The organism is Notoacmeibacter marinus (assembly GCF_002238045.1).
In the GTDB taxonomy this organism is placed as follows: Bacteria; Pseudomonadota; Alphaproteobacteria; order Rhizobiales; family Rhizobiaceae; genus Notoacmeibacter; species Notoacmeibacter marinus.
The window spans coordinates 236024-256382 of sequence record NZ_NBYO01000003.1 but is presented as its reverse complement, the minus strand read 5'-3'; the positions used below and the strand labels follow the sequence as shown (position 1 = coordinate 256382).

Sequence of the window (20359 nt, the reverse complement as noted above, 5' to 3'; positions counted from 1 at the left end):
CCTTGAACCGCCTAGTCGTCTGCCAGATAGTTTTCCAGCCAATGAATATCGTATTTGCCGTCGGCAATGTCCTTGTCACTGACAAGATCGCGAAAAAGGGGCAGCGTCGTGTCGATCCCGTCAACGACGAATTCATCGAGCGCACGGCGTAGCCGCATCAGGCACTCCACGCGGTTGCGTCCATGAACGATCAGCTTGCCGATGAGACTGTCATAATAGGGCGGAATCCGATAGCCGCTATAGACGCCCGAATCGACACGCACGCCCAGGCCGCCTGGCGTATGAAAATGGGTGATGGTGCCGGGTGAAGGCACGAAGGTGCGCGCATTCTCTGCATTGATCCGGCATTCGATCGCATGGCCCTGAAATTCGATCTCGCTCTGTTTGACCGACAAACCGCCGCCGGAAGCCACTCTGATCTGCTCGTGAACCAGATCGATACCGGTGATCGCTTCGGTGACAGGATGCTCCACCTGTAGCCGCGTGTTCATTTCGATGAAGTAGAATTCGCCGTTCTCATAGAGAAACTCGACCGTACCGGCGCCACCATAGCCCATCTCCGAAACGGCGTTGGAACAGATCGCACCGATCTTCTCACGCGCATCGCTGTTCAGCGCGGGCGAATTGGCTTCTTCCCAGACCTTCTGGTGCCGTCTTTGTAGGGAGCAGTCGCGCTCGCCGAGATGAATGGCGTTGCCCTGCCCATCACCGACCACCTGCACTTCGATATGGCGCGGCTTGGCCAGGTATTTTTCGATATAGACAGCATCGTCGCCAAAGGCCGCACCGGCTTCTGACCGGGCGGTCTGGAAGGCGGTTTTGAGTTCGCTTTCGCTCTTCGCGACCTTCATGCCGCGTCCACCGCCGCCGGCAGCGGCCTTGATAATGACGGGATAGCCGATATCCGCGGCGATCTTTTTCGCTTCATCCGGATCGGTGACGCCGCCCTCGGAGCCCGGCACGACCGGAATGCCAAGCCGCAGCGCCGTGCGTTTGGCCTCGATCTTGTCGCCCATGATCCGGATGTGTTCGGCCCTGGGACCGATAAACGCGATATTGTGCGCTTCCAGAATTTCGGCGAATTTGGCGTTTTCCGACAGAAAGCCGTAACCCGGATGAATGGCGTCCGCGCCGGTAATCTCGCATGCGGCGACGATCTGGTGAATGTTCAGATAGGATTCCCGGCTGGCCGGCGGTCCAATGCAGACGCTTTCGTCGGCAAGCTTGACGTGCATTGCTTCCGAATCGGCCGTCGAATGCACGGCCACTGTCTGAATGCCTAGCTCACGGCATGCCCGCAAAACACGAAGCGCGATCTCGCCGCGATTGGCGATCAGTATCTTGTTGAACATCGCTAACGCCCCGGGTTCGGTTTATTCGATGATGACGAGAGGCTCGCCGTACTCGACGGGCTGGGCGTCGGTGATCAGGATTCGCTTGACGGTACCCGCCTTGGGGGCAGGAATCTGGTTCATCGTCTTCATCGCTTCGATGATCAGAAGCGTCTGGCCAGCCGCTACCTTCGTGCCGACCTCGATGAAGGGAAGGGCACCCGGCTCAGGCGACATGTAGACCGTGCCGACCATGGGCGACGGAATGGCATTGGAAAGATCGACATCGCTTTCGGAGCTCGTGCCCGAAGGGGTGGCCTGCACGGCGGGAGCCGAAGGAGCGGAAGCTGGAACGGGGGCCGCTACGGCGGGCGCCATTTGCGCCTGGCGCGACACGCGAATGCGCAGCTTGCCCTGTTCCACCTCGATTTCGGAGAGATTGGTCTCGTTGAGAATATCCGCCAGATTGCGGATGAGCGCTTGATCGACCGTATGCTCCGACGACATGGGAAACCTCTTTCTTGAAAATTCTTGCACCCGACCGGCGCAGCTCGACCAATGCGACATCGGATGAGCGGTCAGCTATAATCTGCCTTTCGGGTGGCGGAAAGCCCTTTACGGCGCTTCCGATTCGATGCAACCGGCTGGGACGTTCGATTTTTGTCAGCCGTCCGAGGCGTCCTTCGGCAAAGTCCGACTGACGAGTTGATCGAAACCGAAGGGACCGTTCTCGTCAAAATAGGTCGGCGTGCCGTTCACCTGAAGGCCAAGTCCAAGCTTTTCCGTATCTTCCAGCTGTTCTCTGGTTTCATCCTCAGCCATGGCGGCCCGGAGCGCTGCCTCGTCGACCCCGACTTCGACCGCCATTTCCACCGCCTTGTCTTCCGTGGCGCGGCCCTCGGTCGAGAACATTTTGCTGTGGAATTCGCTGTATTTTTCCGGCGCGATCCGATTGAGCGCAACGGCGACAATGTGTGCCGCCAGCGAATCCGGCCCGAGGATGGGATATTCCTTCAGCACGATCTTGAGATCGGGATTGCTGTCGATGGCTTTCTGCGCCTCGCTGAAGGCCTTGCGGCAGTAACCGCAATTGTAATCGAAGAACTCGGCCACGACCATTGTGCCTTCGGGGTTGCCGAGAAACGGATCGTTCGGATTGCCGAAGAGGTCGGTTTGGGCCTGGGCGCGCTGCTTTTCCGATAAAGCCCGCGACATCTCGACCAGAATATCGGGATTGTTCAGCAAATAGTCCCGAACGATGGTTTCGACTTCCGTGCGGGTCATCGGCTCGGCCGCCTCCTGCGCGTGAGCCGCGCCGGGCAGGGCAGTCAGAACGAAGGCGGCCAGAGCGGCGGGCAGAAACTGGTTTCTGATATGAAGCATGGAGGTCCTTTCCCGGCGAAACGGCATCAGCGTTCCTTCACGATGGGTTTGTATTGAACGATATCCTGCGCCTTGAGCCAAATCGGGCTGCCACGCGGGGTTTTTGTCTGCGCCCGGGCGGCGAAGATCTTGGCCTGCCTGATCTGCCCGGAATAGAAGAGTTCGTTAGCGCTGGCCAGTTCCGCAGCGGCGATGTCGCCCCCAATACCATAAGCCTGTGCGAGAAAGCGCCAGCCGATCGGCGTTTCCGGATCATTGCGAAGCGCCGCCTCGAGGATCGTGATCGCCTGTCGCGCGGCGTCTCTCTGTCCGCTTGCGATCAGCGCTTGGCCTTGCAGACTGGCGAGAACAGAAGAGTTCGATCCGTCCATCTTGCGCGCCTTGCCGTAGGCGGCGGCGGCATCCGCAGCGCGATTAAGCCGCATGAGCGCGTCCCCGCGAACCTCGTGGAAATAGGCATAGCGAGGCCGCTTTTTTACCAAGGCGTCAGCCTTTTGCAGGGCACGGCGCGGGTTGCCGTGAAGAAGCTCGGTCATGGCGCTGGCATAGTCGCGGGCCAACGGGCTTTTCAACCGCGAAGCCACGCGCCCGGCCGAACGGCTGGTATAGGCGGCGATCTTGGCACGCGCCAGTTCATGTCGTTCCATAAGATCCGGCGTATCGGTCTTGGTGAAATGCGGGCTTTGGGAGGCCAATGTCCGCAAGGCCTGCAAGCGATCCTGGGGTAGGGGATGGCTCATCTGATAGGGATCGGCGGAGCGGATGCCGGCAAGGCCCATGCCGCGCGACATGCGCTCGAAGGTGGTCAGCATGCCGCGTGGCGACTGACCCGTCTTGCGCAGATAATCCAGAGCGGCGCGATCGGCCGTCAATTCTTCGGATCGCTGATAGGAAAGGAGCGTACGGCGGGAGGCTTCCACGCCACCAGCGCCCAGTCCGGCGCCAACGCCCGCCAGTCCACCTGTGCCCGACAGGGCGCCAGCCGCTGCTGCGCCTGCCCCGAGAATGGACGCGATCACGGCCATGGTCTGCGCGCCGCGCGCCTGATCCCGCAATCGATGCAGATGACCGCCTGCAAGATGCGCCGCCTCATGGGCGATTACACCGATCACCTCATTGGGGGTGGCGGCCTGCATGATTGTGCCGGTGTTCATGAACAGACGCTTGCCATCCACAAAGGCGTTGAGGCTCGGATTGTTGACCAGGACAATGCGAACCCGCCGTGGATCGATCCCGGCGACCTTGAAGATCGGACGGCTATAGGCCGCGATAAGGCTCTCGATCTCCGCATCCCTAACCACGTTGAGATTGCGGCCCGAACCGGCGGCGACGAGCGGCGTGGGAAGGCTGGCGGTCAAAATGGCGAGACCGGCTGCCAGGGTGGTCAGCCGTCGGGGGAGGCGGGAGGAGATAAACGAAGACATCATGGTCGATATGTAGTCGCTCGCCGCTGTTGAGGATAGTATGCCCCGGTATAGCAGTGACGCGCACGGCCGCTTTGTGACGGAGACAGGCGCATACTTGTCGCTAGACAGGCAATCGGGCATTTCTGCGGTCTTGTTTCAGACTGGATCGGAACCTCGATGAGCATATCGTCCGCGCGCCCACCGCAATCGCCGACCGACCCGCTGCGGCTTTCGCAGCGCGCCAGTCTCGTAGAGCCGTTCCATGCGATGGATGTCTTCGCGGCCGCCGGTCGCGCACGCCAAGCCGGCGTGGACGTCATTTCGCTCGCCGTCGGCCAGCCTGCCGATCCAGCGCCGACCGCCGTTCGTGAAGCGGCCATGGCCAAGGCGGCGGAGGGACGTGTCAGTTACACCAACGCGCTCGGTCTCGACATGTTGCGTCAGGCGATCGCCGATCATTACCGGGACTTTTATGGCGTGACGATTCCGGCGAGTCGCGTCGCGGTGACGAGCGGATCGTCCGCCGGCTTCAACCTGGCGTTTCTCGCACTTTTCGATCATGGCGACCGCGTCGCGATCACGCGGCCCGGCTATCCGGCCTACCGCAACATCCTGGCCGTGCTCGGTCTTGAGGTCGAGGAAATTTCGACGGCGGAAACGGGTTACCTGACAGCGGATTCTCTACGTGAGGCTCATGCTCGCAAACCATTGAAAGGGTTGCTCTTTGCCAGCCCCGCTAATCCGACGGGCGCTTCGATGCCGGACGATGCGTTGCAGGAGATCGTCGAAGTGGCCGCCGAGCTTGGCATCGCGCTCATCTCCGACGAAATCTATCACCGGTTGAATTATTCGCGGCCGGACGTGACAGCCGCCGCCTTCTCCGATGACGTCGTGATCATCAACTCCTTCAGCAAATATTACTGCATGACCGGGTGGCGGATTGGCTGGATGATCTTGCCGGAACGGTTGGTGCGGCCGGTCGAGCGGCTCGCCCAGAGCCTTTATATCAGCGCGTCGGAAATTTCCCAGATCGCAGCCGCTCAGGCGTTTCACTGCAGCGAAGAGCTCGATGTCATACGCCTTCGTTACCAGCAGAGCCGCGAACTGATGATGGACGCGCTGCCCCGGCTCGGCCTGCCGCTCCTGGCGCCGATGGACGGTGCGTTCTACGCCTATTGCGACATCAGCGCCTATTCAGAAGACAGCCAGGCGTTCGCCAGAACCATGCTGGATGAGACGGGCGTCGCTGCATCCACCGGCATCGATTTCGATCCAATTGAAGGGCACAAATCGCTGCGCTTTTCCTATTGCGAGAAGCCCGAACGGGTGGCCGAAGCGATGGAGCGCCTGAAAGACTGGTTGAACGCGGGATAAAAAAGAAGCGGGCCGAAGCCCGCTTCCTTCACAATCTCAGAAGAAACCGCCGCGGTTCCACCAGCCGGAACGGCGCGGCTTTTTCTGCGGCTCGGCTGGCTCGTCGCTGTCCGCCGCAACAGTCGTCACCTTCACTTCGGCCGGAGCATCGTCATTGCTCGCGGTTTTTGCACGGCGTGTGCGCGACCTCGGCTTTGCGGCCTCCACGGCAGTCGCAGCATCGGCGTTTTCGCCATTAGCGGCTTTCTGTTCGCCGGCCACAGTCGCCGGACGATCCTTTTCCTCCGACACCTCGTTCACACTCGGCACGGGCGCGTTATCCTCTGTCGTCGGCTGGGCTTCCGCGGTCGAAGGCGCAGTTTCAGAAACCGCCTCGGCTACAGTTTCGCTGACAGCAGCCTCTTCAGCCTGGTCATCGGCCTGCTCAGCTACAGCGTCCGGCACGCTATCGGAATCGGCAGTGCCGGTACGATCCTCATCGTCCTTCGAGCCGTCCGCATTCTGATCGTTATCGTCGCTCGATGGCGCATCGTTACCATTCTCGCCGTCTGCGGATTTCGCCCGATCGCGATTGCGGCGACCGCCCCGGCGACCGCGGCGACGGCGGCGGCCGGAACCTTTCTGATCGTCACCATCGTTATCGTCGTCGCTGGACGTATCGTCGTTTTCGCTTTCGTTATCGCCGTCGCTGTCAGTTTCCAACTCGCTGGACCGTGTTTCTTCGCGGCTGGCATCATCGTCCTTTCCGCCTCCGCGACGACGGCGACGACGGCGCTTGCGACGGCCATTGCCGGAACTGTCATCGTCGGATTCGGTCTCGTCGTCTGCGCGATCTTCTTCGGCAGCGGCTGTAGCATCCTGTTCGTCTTCGGCTGGATCGTCTTCGACGAGCGTGGTCCGTCCGGTCGAGGGCGGAAGGCGCTCGGCATTCTCGTCAGCGACAGCGGCTTCGCCACGCTGAATGTCGAGGATCTTGGCGCCGAGCGTTTCGTCGGCTTCCACCAGGATCGCGACGCCGAAACGCTGTTCCAGTTCGATCAGCATTGCGCGCTTGTTGTTCAGTACATAAAGCGCGATATGCGAAGCCGTGCGCACCGTGATGTTGAAACGACTGTCGCGCGTCAGATGATCCTCGATCGAACGGATGACGTGAAGCGCTGTCGAGGAATCCGAGCGGATGTAGCCCGTGCCATGGCAATGGTCGCACGGATTCATCGTGCTTTCCAGAACGGAAGACCGGATGCGCTGACGGCTCATTTCCAGAAGGCCGAACGGTGAGATGCGGCCGACTTGAATACGGGCGCGATCGTCCTTCAGGCAGTCCTTCAGCCGCTTCTCGACGGACCGGTTGTTACGCTTCTCGTCCATATCGATGAAATCGATGACGATCAGACCAGCCAGATCGCGCAGGCGTAATTGCCGCGCCACTTCTTCAGCCGCCTCGAGATTTGTGGCGAGCGCGGTGTCCTCGATCGAGTGCTCCCGTGTGGAGCGTCCCGAATTGACGTCGATCGCTACGAGCGCTTCGGTCTGGTTGATGATGAGGTAGCCACCGCTCTTGAGCGTGACTTGTGGCTGCAGCATCCTGTCGAGCTGCGACTCCACGCCGTGGCGCGCGAAGAGAGGCTGCGGATCGCGATATGGCTGGACGGCCTTGGCATGACTCGGCGTGAGCATCCGCATGAAGTCCTTGGCCTCGCGATAGCCCTCTTCGCCGGACACCAGAATTTCGCTGATGTCCTTGTTGTAGAGGTCGCGGACGCTGCGCTTGATGAGGCTGCCTTCTTCATAGACCAACGCCGGAGCGGTGGATTCCAAGGTCAGTGAGCGGACATTGTCCCATAACCGCATCAGATATTCGTAGTCGCGCTTGATCTCCGGCTTCGAACGATTGGCGCCCGCCGTGCGTAAAATCACGCCCATGCCCTGCGGAACGTCCAGATCCTTCACGATGTCCTTCAGGCGCTTGCGATCCGACGCCTGGGTGATCTTGCGCGAGATACCGCCGCCACGCGCCGTGTTCGGCATGAGAACCGAGTAGCGTCCGGCGAGCGACAGATAAGTCGTCAGAGCAGCGCCCTTATTGCCACGCTCTTCCTTGACGACCTGAACCAGCAGAATCTGGCGGCGCTTGATGACCTCCTGAATCTTGTAGTTCTTCCGAGGGGTGCGCTTGCGGCGGGTTTCCTCGACGGGATCGTCGGAGCCGAGATTTTCGACCTCTTCATCGTCCTCGTCGTCATCGCTGTCATCATCGTCACTGTCGTCGTCATCATCCGAATCGGAATCGTCCTCGTCGGCGGCTTCTTCGACCTTCTCGGACACGACATCGCTGTCGACGGCCATGGCGATAGACGAAGGGTTGTCATCTTCGTCCTGCGCATCGCTTTCAGTGGCTTGATCGCCGCTGCCGGTCTGATCGTCGCTACCGGAAGCAACCGCTTCCTCGGACCGGTCGGCGGTTTCGGCTGAAGACTGTTCGGCCGGGCCGTCATTCGACGCAACGATCTCTTCAGATGCCGGAAGATGGTCTGCACCACCTGCGGTTTCATCGGAGGTTGCGGTCGAGGCACCGTCTTCGCCGGATTGTGCCGAAGCGCCATCGCCTTCTGTGTCGGTCTGGTTCTTTTCAGCCTTCGACGCGCCCTTGGCATCATCATTTTTCTTGCGGCTCCGACTGGAACGCCGACGTCGGCGGGAGCGGCTGTTTTCTTCCTGCTCTTCGTCTTCTTCCTGGCTTTCGCGCAGGGCCTCTTCGGCTTCCGCGGCGGCGAGCGCCTGCCGGTCGGCAAGCGGAATCTGGTAGTAATCCGGGTGGATTTCGGAGAAGGCGAGGAAGCCGTGGCGATTGCCGCCATATTCGACGAAAGCGGCCTGCAATGAGGGTTCGACACGCGTTACGCGCGCCAGATAGATATTGCCCTTGAGCTGCTTCTTATGCTGGGATTCGAAGTCGAATTCTTCGATGCGATTGCCGCGACACACCACCACGCGCGTTTCTTCCGGGTGGGAGGCGTCGATCAGCATTTTGTTGTTGGACATAGGGAATGAACTCCGCGGTCAGACCGGTTCCGTCATCCGGCCGTCTTGGCGGCTCGGAATAAGATGTCTGTCCGGTAAAAAGGGGGTCTTGAACGAAGCCGGGCGGCGCCTTCGACAGACCGCTCGCCGCGCAGAAATTGCGCCTGGCGAGATATCTGTCGTTTCGCGCTGACAATGCCATGGTTTCGCCGAATTGACCGTTGCAACAAGGAACCGCCGTAAATGGCTGGGTTCCGGACTTTAGCTCTGTATGTTGCGGCACGGGATGAGCCGGCCCGTCCGCTTTCCTCTGGACCGGCGAATCATTGGAACAGATTGCCGAGAGAATTCAGTGTGGACCTTCACTTCGCGATGCCGTGCCGCCGCTGAACGCGCTTTTCTGGAGCGGTCGATTGATGGCGGTCGGGCCATCGAAAGGATGGTTTGATCCAAGGGTCTTGTATGTCTTTGACGTCGGTCTTGCAAGCCGGCCAAAAAGTTGGCGGGCCGCCCGACGCGGTAAATGAAAGCTTAACAGCCCCATGCGATTCTTCCTTGCCATGAAGGAGCTGGCCAACATCGAAGATTTCGGAGACGACGTCGTGGCCTTTAAATTTCGCAACGCCCGGATGGCCGGCGGGTTGAGGGGCCTCGCAGCGCTTCTCGCTCTGGTTTTTTTCCTCGCCGCACCCTCTGGAGCCAGGGCTGGCGATCCACTTCCCCATCGCCTGTTTTCGATCGATCTGACGGGCGACGACCAATCCACGACGGTCATGCTGCAATTCGACCGGGAGCCCGAGCTGGTACTCAAAATGCTGCGCGGTCCGGAACGACTCATTCTGGACCTGCCGGCGACTGCTTTCGAAATGCCAAGCGAGGAAGTCGTCCCGAAAGGCCTGATCCAGTCGATCCGCTATGGCGCAATGGATAGCGAGAGATCCCGGATCGTCATCGGTCTGGGCGGTCCCTTTACTTTGGAAGGGCCCGTCAGAACCACGGATGAGAACGGCCATCATCAGTTGACGCTTCAGCTGGACACGGCCTCGCGAAACGCATTCGAGGCCATGCTTCGCGACAGGGCCGCTCCGGCGGACGCTATCGCCGTATCGACGCAGAAGAATGGCCGGTTGGACGGAAATACCGCCCAGGACAAGCCATTTACCGTGGTTGTCGATGCCGGGCACGGCGGCATCGACATTGGAGCCCGTGGACGGAACGGCGCCAAGGAAAAGGACATTACGCTGGCCTTCGCCCGTCAGCTTAAAAAACAGATCGAGAAGATCGATGGAGTACGCGTCATACTGACACGCGACGATGACAGCTTCGTTTCGTTGAGCCAGCGCGTTCGGATCGGCCGTCAGGCGGGCGCCGATCTTTTCGTTTCCGTTCACGCCGATTCTGTCAGGCAGGCCTATGTTCGGGGCGCGACCGTCTATACGATCTCGAAAAAGGCCTCCGACGCTATGGCCGCCGAACTGGCCGATTCCGAAAATGCAGCCGATGCGGTCGCCGGGCTCGATCTGCCGGAAGAGGACGAAGAGGTGACCGATATCCTCCTCGATCTCACCCGCCGCGAAACCAAGGGATTCTCGCTGCGCTTCGCACGCAAGGTGGTGGACTCCATGGAAGAGGTGCTGGTCATGATCAAGCGGCCGCATCGCCATGCGGGATTTCGGGTCCTGACCGCGCCAGACGTGCCGTCCATTCTGATAGAGCTGGGCTATCTTTCGAACAAGAATGACGAGAAGCTGCTGCAGGACGAGGATTGGCGGCGCAAGGCGGCTGCGGCCATCGCGGCGGCGGTGAAGAAATATGCGAACGTGCGTATGGCGGCCTTTCGCTAGGGCGCCAGGCTCCGAGCATGCAGTCCTCACGGGCATATTTGCCGCAATTTGTCCAAGAATGTCGGCCATCACCGGCGTCGAATAGGTGGGGACGGCAGGTCTGGCGGGGCGTATTGGCCGGGCGATTGTGCAAAGAAGTGTCCAAAGCTGTTACTATAGTGGCTTGTGGACGTCGGAACCTTTCAGGGGCAGACAGGAATGATTCGAATCATCGGTTATTTTTTCGGCATTGGCATCGTGCTGGCGCTTGCCATGGCCGGAGCGGTGGCGATCTTCATTACCCATGTCAGTTCCGATCTGCCCGACTATGAGGTTCTGGCCAATTATCAGCCGCCGGTCACCACCCGGGTTCACGCGGCCAATGGCGAGCTCATGGCCGAATATGCCCGTGAAAGACGCCTCTTTTTGCCGATTGCGGCGGTGCCGGACCGTGTGAAGGCGGCGTTCCTTTCCGCTGAAGACAAGAACTTCTACACCCATCCCGGTCTGGACGTTCAGGGCTTGGTGCGCGCGATCGTCAACAATCTGCGCAACGGCACCCGCCAGGGCGCGTCGACCATCACCCAGCAGGTCGCCAAGAACTTCCTGCTGACGACCGAGCAGACCTATGAGCGCAAGGTAAAGGAGGCGATCCTCGCCTTCCGGATCGAGCAGGCCTATTCGAAAGACCGGATTCTCGAACTTTATCTGAATGAGATTTTCCTGGGCTTCGGCTCCTATGGCATCGCCGGCGCCGCGCTCGCCTATTTCGACAAGAGCGTCAACGAACTGACTGTCGCCGAAGCGGCCTACCTTGCCGCGCTGCCCAAGGCGCCGAACAATTACCATCCCTTCCGCCACCGTGAACGAGCCATCGATCGGCGCAACTGGGTCATCAGCCAGATGCTGGCCAATGGTTACATCACGCAACGCGAGGCGAACGAGGCGCGGGCATCCGAGCTTGGCGCACGCGGGCGTCCCTCGCGCTACACCTATCTGTTTGCCGGCGAATATTTCACAGAGGAAGTGCGCCGCGAGATCATCGATCGCTACGGCGTCGACGAACTTTACGAAGGCGGACTGTCTGTCCGCACGACGATCGATCCGGAGCTTCAGCGCTTGGCCCGCACATCGATGCAGAAGGGGTTGATCGAATTCGATATCAAGCGCGGCTATCGCGGGCCGCTTACGGCCATTGAGATCGATGGCGATTGGGGCGTCCCGCTTTCCAAGGTCAAGGGACTTTACGATGTGCCGGAATGGAAGCTGGCCGTTGTTCTGGAAGCCGGCGATCAATCCGTCGAGATTGGCTTGGATCCAGCCCGCAAGGATGGCGGTTCTATCGTCGAGGCACGGACGACGGGCAGCATTGCCAAGGACGATATGAATTGGGCGCTTCGCCACCAGGTCGACGGCAAGATGCAGAACGCCAGTTCGCCCGCCGGGGTCCTGAAGCGCGGCGATGTTGTGTTCGTGGAAAAGAAGGACGATGGCGAAAACGCCTATCGTCTTCGCCAGCCGCCCGAAATCGAGGGCGCTATGGTGGCGATGGACCCGCATACCGGTCGTGTGATGGCCATGGTGGGTGGCTTCTCTTTTGCCGATAGCGAGTTCAACCGCGCGACCCAGGCCATGCGCCAGCCGGGTTCCTCCTTCAAGCCGATCGTGTACGCCGCTGCGCTGGACAATGGTTATACGCCTGCGTCCGTTGTCATGGATGCGCCCATTTCGATCCAGAGCGGCAACACGCTCTGGCAGCCGAAAAACTATGATGGCAAGTCGGCTGGCCCCTCGACGCTCCGGCTTGGCATCGAGCGCAGCCGTAACCTGATGACGGTGCGGTTGGCCAAGGATATGGGGATCGATCTGGTTGGCGAATATGCCGAGCGGTTCGGCGTCTACGACAAGATGGGCCTTTACCTGCCCAATTCGCTAGGCTCCTCCGAAACCACCGTCATGCGCATGGCGACCGCCTATTCGATCATGGCCAATGGCGGCAAGCAGGTTCGGCCCTCCCTGATCGACCGTATTCAGGACCGGTACGGCAAGACTGTCTTCAAGCACGACCAGCGCGGTTGCGAGGGGTGCGCGGCGGAGCAGTGGAGCGGTCAGCCCGAGCCGGAACTGATCGACAATCGCGACCAGGTGCTCGATCCGATGACCGCTTATCAGATCACCTCGATGATGGAAGGAGTCGCAAAACGCGGCACTGCAGCCAAACTGGCCGACATCGGCTTCACCGTGGCGGGAAAAACCGGCACGACCAATGACGAGAAGGATGCGTGGTTCGTCGGTTTCACGCCGGATCTCGTTGTGGCGCTCTATCTCGGATACGACAAGCCGCGTCCGATGGGCAAAGGCTCGACCGGCGGAGGGCTTGCCGTGCCGATCTTCAAGGATTTCATGAGCAAGGCGCATGAGGGCAAGCCGAATGTCGATTTCAAGGTGCCGGAAGGCATGCTGCTGATCCCCATCGACCGGCGGTCCGGCATGCGGGTCGCAAGCAATGGGGGCGGCAATGTCATTATCGAGGCGTTCAAGCCGGGGACCGGCCCGGCCGATGTCTATAGCGTCATCGGCATGGAGACGGCCACGCGGATGGATACGCCGCGCGCGGTCTCGCGCGAATCGCGGCAGATCATTCAATCGGCGGGCGGCGGCCTCTACTGAGCGCCGGCCGGCGGATTTAAGAGCCGGTTGCTACTTTACAGTCCGCCATGGCTGATTATGTTGCGCGGCAGCAGCGAGGCCGCCCTTTCAGGCGGCCTTCTTACACGAACCATTGATCGGGAAGGGACGCTCACGCCATGCGCGCAGAGACCGAGACTCTCGTTGACGAGATCAGGCAGGCACTCAGCCTGCTGAGGAGGCATCTTTGACTGGGATGCTGCACAAAAACGCCTGGGCTATCTGAACAGCCGCGCCGAAGACCCTTCATTGTGGGATGATCCGGCCGAAGCGCAGAAAATGATGCGCGAGCGGCAGACCCTCGACGACAATATCGCTTCCATCAACCGTATCCAGCAGACGCTCGACGACAGTATCGAGTTGATCGAAATGGGCGAGATGGAGGGCGACGGCGATATCGTCCGCGAGGCCGAAAAGGCCATTGCCGACCTTCAGGGCGAGATCGACAAGCGGCGCATCGAAACGCTCCTGTCGGCCGAGACGGACCAGTCCGACGCCTTTCTGGAAATTCATGCCGGCGCCGGCGGAACGGAAAGCCAGGACTGGGCCAACATGCTGCTGCGCATGTATACGCGCTGGGCCGAGAAGCGCGGCTACAAGGTCGAGGTGCAGGACATCTCCTACGGCGATGAAGCCGGCATCAAGGGCGCCACGCTTCTGATCAAGGGCGAGAAGGCTAATGGCTGGCTCAAGACCGAAAGCGGCGTGCATCGCCTGGTGCGCATTTCGCCCTACGATTCGAACGCCCGCCGGCACACATCCTTTTCGTCGGTCGGCGTCTATCCGGTCATCGACGACAATATCGAGATCGAAATTCAGGACAAGGACATCCGGATCGATACGTTCCGTTCGTCCGGCGCGGGCGGTCAGCACGTGAACACCACCGATTCGGCGGTGCGGATCACCCACGCGCCCACCGGTATCGTGGTGACGTCGTCGGAGAAGAGCCAGCACCAGAACCGGGCCAACGCCATGAAGGCGCTGCGCGCGCGTCTCTACGATCTGGAAATGAAGAAGCGCGAAGACGCTGCGATGGCAGAGCACGATTCCAAGACGGATATCGGCTGGGGTCACCAGATCCGGTCCTACGTTCTGCAGCCCTACCAGCTGGTCAAGGATCTGCGGACTGGTGTGGAGAGCACCAACCCGTCGGAAGTGCTGGACGGCTCGCTCGATCCTTTCATGGAGGCGGCGCTGGCCGGCAAGGTGGTCGGCCAGGTCGAGGACGTCGAATAGGCGCCGTTTTCGGACCGTTCCGGTTACAGAAGGTTTTTGACGGTTTCGCCCGCCTTCAGAAAACGCATGGGATTGAGCGCATCGCCTTGCCGCCGCACCTCGTAATGCAAATGCGGTCCGGTGGAGCGGCCGGTCGATCCGACCTTGCCGACGATCGCGCCGCGTTCGACGCTTTGACCCTTCGTCACATTGATCCGGTTCATATGCGCATAGCGTGTAACGAACCCGTCGGCGTGGCGGATCTCAACCATCTTGCCGTAGCCGCCGTGCCTGCCGGCCTTGACGACCAAGCCATCCGCCGCCGCCAGAATAGGTGCGCCGCGCGGCGCGCTGAAATCCAGGCCCGAATGCATGGCCCGGCGCCCGACGAGGGGATCCTTTCGCACGCCGAAATTGGATGAGATGGCCCGGCCCGGTAGAGGGTTGGCAAGCGGCACCGAGACGGCCGCCCGTCGTGCGTCGCTGTAGTGCGCCAGTGCGGAATCGAGGCGTTCGATGACCACGCCGAATGCGTCGGTCGGTTCATCCCCGGCCGGTTCGAACGGTCCACCCATGCCGGTGGTGGCCTTGCGACCGGCGTGTGAAAGGCCGATCTCGTCAAGCGCGGTTTTCAGCATGGCTGTGGCATTCTCGGTCTTCTCGACAACCTCGCCGATCTCTTGAAGCTGACGAATCTCCATGTCCTCCAGCGAGTGCTGCAGCGCCACGAAGGCGATGTCGGCTCGATCGGCTAGAGAGAGCGGCGCCTCGCGTTCGGTCGCGGCCAGCAGAGAGTGGACCGGCGATGGGCCACTTGCTTTGCGGTCGGGACGAGCCTGCGGCAGAGGCACCGCGCCGGTTGTCACACCGAATTCACGCAGCAATGGCGTGATCTGTTCTGAACGGGTTGCCAGAATATCCTGCCGTCTCATCAGTTCGGCCATTTGCGTCTCAACCAGATTTTGGTCGAGCATCTGCCGGCTGGTGATGCGGTCAACCTGCCGACGAAGCGATGAAATCCGATCCTCATAGGCATGTTCGATACGCGCCTGCCGCGCCATCTTGGCGGCCAGCAGATCGTCGCGCAGAACAAGATAGCCCGTCGATGCGACATAGCCGAAGAGGAGCGCCGAACCAAGCGCCAGAAGGCTGGCTTTGCTCCATGGGCGAAGCTGGAATTGGCGGATATTGTCGCCACGGGCGATAGTGATCGTATGCGGTTCGCGGCGACCGAACGGACTGCTGGGGTTGAGGTGGGCCGGACGCATTTTCGTCTCCATCGTAGCGTGGAGGCATTACAGTTCGTTAGGGTTAAGAAACCGTGTTTTCCAACGTATTTCGGCGTTGTTGTAGCGGGATCAGTCGGCTCGGTGATCGCTGTTGGAAATCGACGCGAGGCCGCGCCAGAAAGTCGGCGTCAGACCGGCAGCAGCACGCGCCAGATCGTTGAAGGGCGGTTTTACCTGGCCGTGAAAGTGCTGACGCACCAGCCGCTGGAAAGCCGGGGCAGGGGCAATACCCTGCCGCGCGCAACAGAAGCGGAACCATTTGGCCCCGGTCGCGACATGGCCTTTCTCGTCCTCGTAGATGACACGGAGCACCGCCGCGCTGTCCTTGTCGCCAATGGCAAGCAATTGGTCGATCATGGAAGGGGTCACGTCGAGCCCTCGCGCTTCCAGAACCAGTGGAACGATCGCCAGCCGCGCAAACAGGTGGTGCCGCGTATCCTGCGCCGCCTGCCACAGCCCGTCATGGGCGGGGAGATCGCCATAGGCGGCGCCGAGATCGGCCAGCCTCTCCCGGATCAGCGTGAAATGCTTGGCTTCCTCGAAAGCCACCAGCATCCATCCGTCGAAGAAGCTGCGTGGCATCGGCTCGGTTGCGAAGCGGGCCACGATGTCGAGCGCCAGATCGATGGCGTTAAGTTCGATATGCGCAATGGCGTGCAGAAGCGCGATCCGCCCGCGCAGCGTGTTCAGGGAACGGCGCTTCAGCTGCCGCGGCGGCACCAGTTGCGGCTCGTCCGGTCGCCCCGGCCGGTCGGCCAGAGGCCGGTCGAGCGGGTCGCGCAGCGAGAGATGCCGGCCCATCCATGCCGAATGGAGGCGCCGGGTAAGCGCGACCTTGCAATCCAGATCGGCTGCGGCGACGGCGCGGGCGGCGCCGTCGCGAAGTGAGCGGAACGGGCTGGCATCGTCTGCAAGGGTGTCCGGCACGGCCTGGCCCGGATGCGTCAGGCCGATTCGACGGCTGCCAGCACGGCCTCGGCATGGCCGGGCACCTTAACCTTCCACCAGCTTTCCAGCACCGTGCCGTCTTCGCCGACGAGGACGGTGCTGCGCTGCACGCCCATATATTTGCGGCCATACATACTTTTCTCGACCCAGACGCCGTAGGTTTCCAGAACCGTCTTCTCTTCGTCCGACGCCAGGATGACATCGAGTTCGTGCTTGTCGCGGAACTTGGCGTGCTTTTTCACACTGTCGGGCGAAATGCCGACGATCACCGCGCCATGCTCGTCGAATTTGTCTTTGAGCGCGGTGAAGGCGAGCGCTTCGGCCGTACAGCCCGACGTGTCGTCCTTGGGGTAGAAGAACAGCACGACTTTCTTGCCGCGCTGCGCTGAGAGTGAGAAATCGCGCTCGCCGTCGGTTGGCAGTGTGAAGTCAGGCGCTGCGTCGCCCTTCTGCGGAAGTGTCATAGCTTCGCCTCTCTTTTGACATAGCTCGTTTCTGGTCCGATACAGGAGCGGACGGGCAAGGTCCACGGGGCAGATTTGAACGCAGCGCTTGGGGAGAACGAGGCCGCCGGAGACAATCCTGGGGGTAGATCGCTATTCGTCCGTTTCGGTCGGGCCGCGGGAATGTTTCTGCTTGCGCTTCTGGTATTGCTTTCCGCCATCTTCTACGGACTTTGGTTCGTGGCGGAAAGCGAATATGGCCGCCAGCGCATCACGGAAGAGGCCAATCGCTTCTTGCGACAGGCGGTGGCGCAGCCCGTGGCATCGCGGATCGGTGAAATCGATATCGGTCTGCGTGATGGTTGGCGTCTTGCGGTTCATCTTCGAGACGTTGCCCTGCTAGCCCCCGACAGCCCCGTTCCACTCGCTTCACTGCAGACAATCGATCTGATTCTTTCGCCGACAGCACTTTTGCAAGGCAAGATATCGCTGACCAGCCTGGCGCTGGAAGACGGACGGATCGAAGCCGGTCTTCTGATGCAAAGCGATTCGATAGATCCACTCGCACCCATTCGCAATCAGATCGGACAGATCGATCCCGAATTGGTGACGGGGCTCGTCATGTCCGCAACCCGGTTTCTGGACTGGCGCACGGAAAATCTTGGCCTCCGGCGGGTCGACCTGGAGAATGTGACGATCGCCCATGGCCTGCTGGAGGTGCGGGTCGGGGAAGCCCGTATTCGCAGAAAGCGCGGTCGCGAGGGCAAATTGACGCTGAGCACAGAGACCGAACTGTTCAGTGTGACCGAGGCGCTGCACCATAAGGTCGCGCTGGATGCCGAGGCGGTCTTCGCCGTGGATCGTCGCGTAAAACTCCTGAAGGCGCACCTCGATCTTCCCGATGTCGACCTGCAGCCCTCGCCGCGCAGCCGATTGGTCATGAACCGGGTTGGTCTGGAACTGGAGGCGACCGAAGTCGGTGTGCGGGCGCCCGGCCGTCTCACCGCTACGCTTGCAACCGACCGGTTCGAGCTGACGCCCAAACCGCATGAGCCGGTCGACGGCGCGTTTTCGCTCACGGTGCGTATGGGCGAGGGCAGTGGCAAAGCGGAGTTCGATGACGGGTTCGTCCGGATCGGGCAAACGCAATTGCCGATCGATGGCGCAATCGGCCCAAGTCCCCTGCGCAGCGAAGAGGGCACACCGCTTTATCGGTTCGAACTGATCTCCAACGGCGCATCCATCGATGCGCTGGATACCGACCTGCCGGTGCTTGAGGGCAATCTGCTGCTGCGGGGCCAGTACGATCCTCTTTTGAACATTGCTTCGGGTAGCCGCATGGCGATCAACTGGCCGGGCGGCAGGGCCGAAGGCTGGATCGCGCTGGCTATCGCCGACACGCCATATCTCGGCATGGCACTGGAATTGGACTACCTGGCAGCCGACGATCTGAAGCGTTTGTGGCCCTACACCGTCGCACCGAAAAGCCGGGCCTTCGTTCTGCAGAATCTGAAAAAAGGCGCGGGCAGGGATGTTCGGCTCGATGTGGCGGCTCCCTTGCCGCAACTGCTGAACCCCGAATCGCGCCACGACAGGGACGAGTTGAAACTTGGCCTTCGCATGGAAGGCGTGACCATAGAGCTGCCGCAAGACCTACCGGCAATCGAGAATGCATCCGGGACTATAGCGCTTGAAGGAATAGATGCTGAAATTCTGATCGATCGCGGCTCCGGCGAACGGGACGGACAGCCTCTCGCTCTTGGCCCGACACGCCTGAAGATAACCGATACCAAGGCCAAGCCGTTACGAGGCCAGCTGTCAGTCTCGGTAAGTGGCAAGGGGGCGGCCTTGGCTGACATTGCACAGTCGGAGCCCATCAATGCCGAGCTGCCCATCGAGGCTGGTAGGCTCCTCGGTCAGGCAACCGCCAATATCGAGGCCGATCTGATTTTGGGGCCGACGCTCGGCCAGAAGCCGGTCAGCGCCTTCGCGGTCAGTGCTCAATTTCAGGATGCCGGTTTGAAGGGCGGGTTCGACGGCCACACGGTCACGAATGCCGATGGAACGCTGTTCGTCGATCCGGACGGCTTTACCCTCAACCTGGATGGGAAAATCGACGAGCTCGACGCCAGCCTCGATTTGAAGAGCGTCGGCGACAAAAGGATGGACGTGGCGGTTCGCGCTCGGCTGGACGAGAAGGGGTTGAGGCGTGTCGCGCCAGCTATGGCCGATTACGTGACCGGCACGGTCGACGCTCGTATGAAGCTGGACCCCGATGGGCGGCAGCATGTTACACTGGACCTTACAAACGCCGCCATCTCGTTTGCGCCGGTCGGCTGGTCCAAAGGTCTGGGCGTGCCTGGCAAAGCCAGTCTAGAACTTCAGGAAACAGGCGGAACGACTCGCATATCGGATCTGGATTTCGTCACCGGCGAAACGCGCCTGACGGGCGCTGCGGTTCTTCGTGGCGGCATTCTGGAGAGCGCAGACTTTCCGCTTCTGGCTCTGAATGAAGGTGATGATGCGCGCCTGTCCATTAAGCGGCAAGACCAGACCATGCGCATCACGATACGCGGATCGCAACTGGATGGCCGACCGATCATACGCACACTTACGGCCCCGGCTTCGCAAAAGGCGCTGACGGTTGCGGAAGGCGGACCCAAACTGGCGGAACGTATCGAACTCGATGCGTCGATCGGAACACTTGGCGGCTTCGGTGGCGAAGCGCTTCGCAACGCCAAGGTCACCTTCAGCGGAACGTCGGACGAACCCGACCACGCCGTTCTCAGCGCCGTTTTTCGAACCGGCAGACGCGTGGCCTTCACCTATGAGCGGCAGGCCAATCGCAAGTTGCAGGTGACAAGTGGCGATGCCGGTGCGCTTCTGCGCTTTGCCGATCTCTACGACAAGGTTTCCGGCGGAAGGATCGAGGCGCTGCTGACCGGCGGTGAGACCCAGCCCATGACGGGTACGGTCGATCTGAAAAACTTCATGATCGTCAACGAACCGCGGCTGGAATCGCTAGCCTCTCGGCCAACCGGCGGTCAGAGTCTGAACCAGGCGGTCAACGGAAAGCTCGATACCAAATATGTTGCTTTCGACAGCGGCAGCGTCAGCCTTGTGAAGTCGAAAAACCGTCTCGACGTGGCCAATGGCGTGGTGCGCGGCCCGCAGATCGGTATGATGTTCGAAGGCACCGTCTACGATTCACAGGGACAGATGAACATGACCGGCACCTTCATGCCGGCCTACGGTCTCAACCGCATCTTCGGCGAGATCCCGATCCTGGGCATGGTGCTTGGAAATGGCCGCGATAAGGGGTTGATCGGCGTGACCTATAGGCTGTCGGGCAGGGCGAAAAACCCGGAGCTGACCATCAATCCGCTATCGGTGGTCGCGCCGGGAATTTTCCGGTCGATCTTCGCCTTCCGTTGAGGT

The 20359-nt window shown here is 60.9% G+C and carries 13 protein-coding genes; 5 read left to right on the top strand and 8 right to left on the bottom strand.

Translation table 11 applies throughout. The features are described from left to right. Positions 1–11: 11 nt before the first annotated feature. The 4 genes from accC to B7H23_RS13525 all read right to left on the bottom strand — a co-directional run bounded on the left by accC (position 12) and on the right by B7H23_RS13525 (position 4141). Positions 12–1352: an acetyl-CoA carboxylase biotin carboxylase subunit gene (gene accC / locus B7H23_RS13540; RefSeq protein ID WP_094077990.1), complete on the bottom strand. Its 1341-nt coding sequence runs from the start codon at positions 1350–1352 to the stop codon at positions 12–14. A gap of 21 nt (positions 1353–1373) precedes the next feature. Beyond that, positions 1374–1838 carry an acetyl-CoA carboxylase biotin carboxyl carrier protein gene (gene accB, locus B7H23_RS13535; protein ID WP_094077989.1) on the bottom strand — a complete coding sequence of 155 codons (465 nt, stop codon included), beginning with the start codon at positions 1836–1838 and terminating at the stop codon, positions 1374–1376. 156 nt (positions 1839–1994) lie between these two features. After that, entirely contained in the window at positions 1995–2714 is a 720-nt protein-coding gene (locus tag B7H23_RS13530) for a DsbA family protein (protein WP_158215843.1), read from the bottom strand. Between the two features lie 26 nt (positions 2715–2740). After that, complete coding sequence (locus B7H23_RS13525; protein ID WP_240535109.1) at positions 2741–4141, bottom strand: M48 family metalloprotease; 1401 nt, start codon at positions 4139–4141, stop codon at positions 2741–2743. A 156-nt stretch (positions 4142–4297) separates the two neighbouring features. Between B7H23_RS13525 and B7H23_RS13520 the strand changes: the two genes are divergently transcribed. Beyond that, positions 4298–5494, top strand: coding sequence for a pyridoxal phosphate-dependent aminotransferase (locus tag B7H23_RS13520; protein WP_094077987.1), 1197 nt, complete (start codon positions 4298–4300; stop codon positions 5492–5494). Between the two features lie 36 nt (positions 5495–5530). On the opposite strand, the gene B7H23_RS13515 is transcribed toward B7H23_RS13520, so the two are convergent. Then, entirely contained in the window at positions 5531–8536 is a 3006-nt protein-coding gene (locus B7H23_RS13515) for an Rne/Rng family ribonuclease (RefSeq protein ID WP_094077986.1), read from the bottom strand. Positions 8537–9057: 521 nt separating this feature from the next. Here B7H23_RS13515 and B7H23_RS13510 point away from each other — a divergent pair. The 3 genes from B7H23_RS13510 to prfB all read left to right on the top strand — a co-directional run bounded on the left by B7H23_RS13510 (position 9058) and on the right by prfB (position 14262). Next, a complete protein-coding gene (locus B7H23_RS13510) occupies positions 9058–10359 on the top strand; it encodes an N-acetylmuramoyl-L-alanine amidase (protein WP_094077985.1) in 1302 nt (433 codons plus the stop codon). Between the two features lie 198 nt (positions 10360–10557). Next, positions 10558–13008, top strand: coding sequence for a penicillin-binding protein 1A (locus B7H23_RS13505; RefSeq protein WP_094077984.1), 2451 nt, complete (start codon positions 10558–10560; stop codon positions 13006–13008). Between the two features lie 137 nt (positions 13009–13145). Continuing rightward, a protein-coding gene (prfB, locus tag B7H23_RS13500) for a peptide chain release factor 2 (RefSeq protein WP_143534776.1) occupies positions 13146–14262 on the top strand; the annotation gives its coding sequence in 2 pieces (ribosomal slippage) (positions 13146–13214 and positions 13216–14262; 1116 coding nt in all). 23 nt (positions 14263–14285) lie between these two features. Here the strand turns inward: prfB and B7H23_RS13495 are convergent. The 3 genes from B7H23_RS13495 to B7H23_RS13485 all read right to left on the bottom strand — a co-directional run bounded on the left by B7H23_RS13495 (position 14286) and on the right by B7H23_RS13485 (position 16942). After that, entirely contained in the window at positions 14286–15509 is a 1224-nt protein-coding gene (locus B7H23_RS13495) for a M23 family metallopeptidase (protein WP_094078388.1), read from the bottom strand. 90 nt (positions 15510–15599) lie between these two features. Next, entirely contained in the window at positions 15600–16457 is an 858-nt protein-coding gene (locus B7H23_RS13490; protein WP_094077983.1) for a ferritin-like domain-containing protein, read from the bottom strand. 17 nt (positions 16458–16474) lie between these two features. Next, positions 16475–16942 carry a peroxiredoxin gene (locus B7H23_RS13485; RefSeq protein WP_094077982.1) on the bottom strand — a complete coding sequence of 156 codons (468 nt, stop codon included), beginning with the start codon at positions 16940–16942 and terminating at the stop codon, positions 16475–16477. Between the two features lie 162 nt (positions 16943–17104). On the opposite strand from B7H23_RS13485, the gene B7H23_RS13480 reads away from it, so the two are divergent. After that, on the top strand, positions 17105–20356 hold the full coding sequence (locus B7H23_RS13480) for a YhdP family protein (RefSeq protein WP_094077981.1): 3252 nt from the start codon (positions 17105–17107) through the stop codon (positions 20354–20356). Positions 20357–20359: the final 3 nt, after the last annotated feature.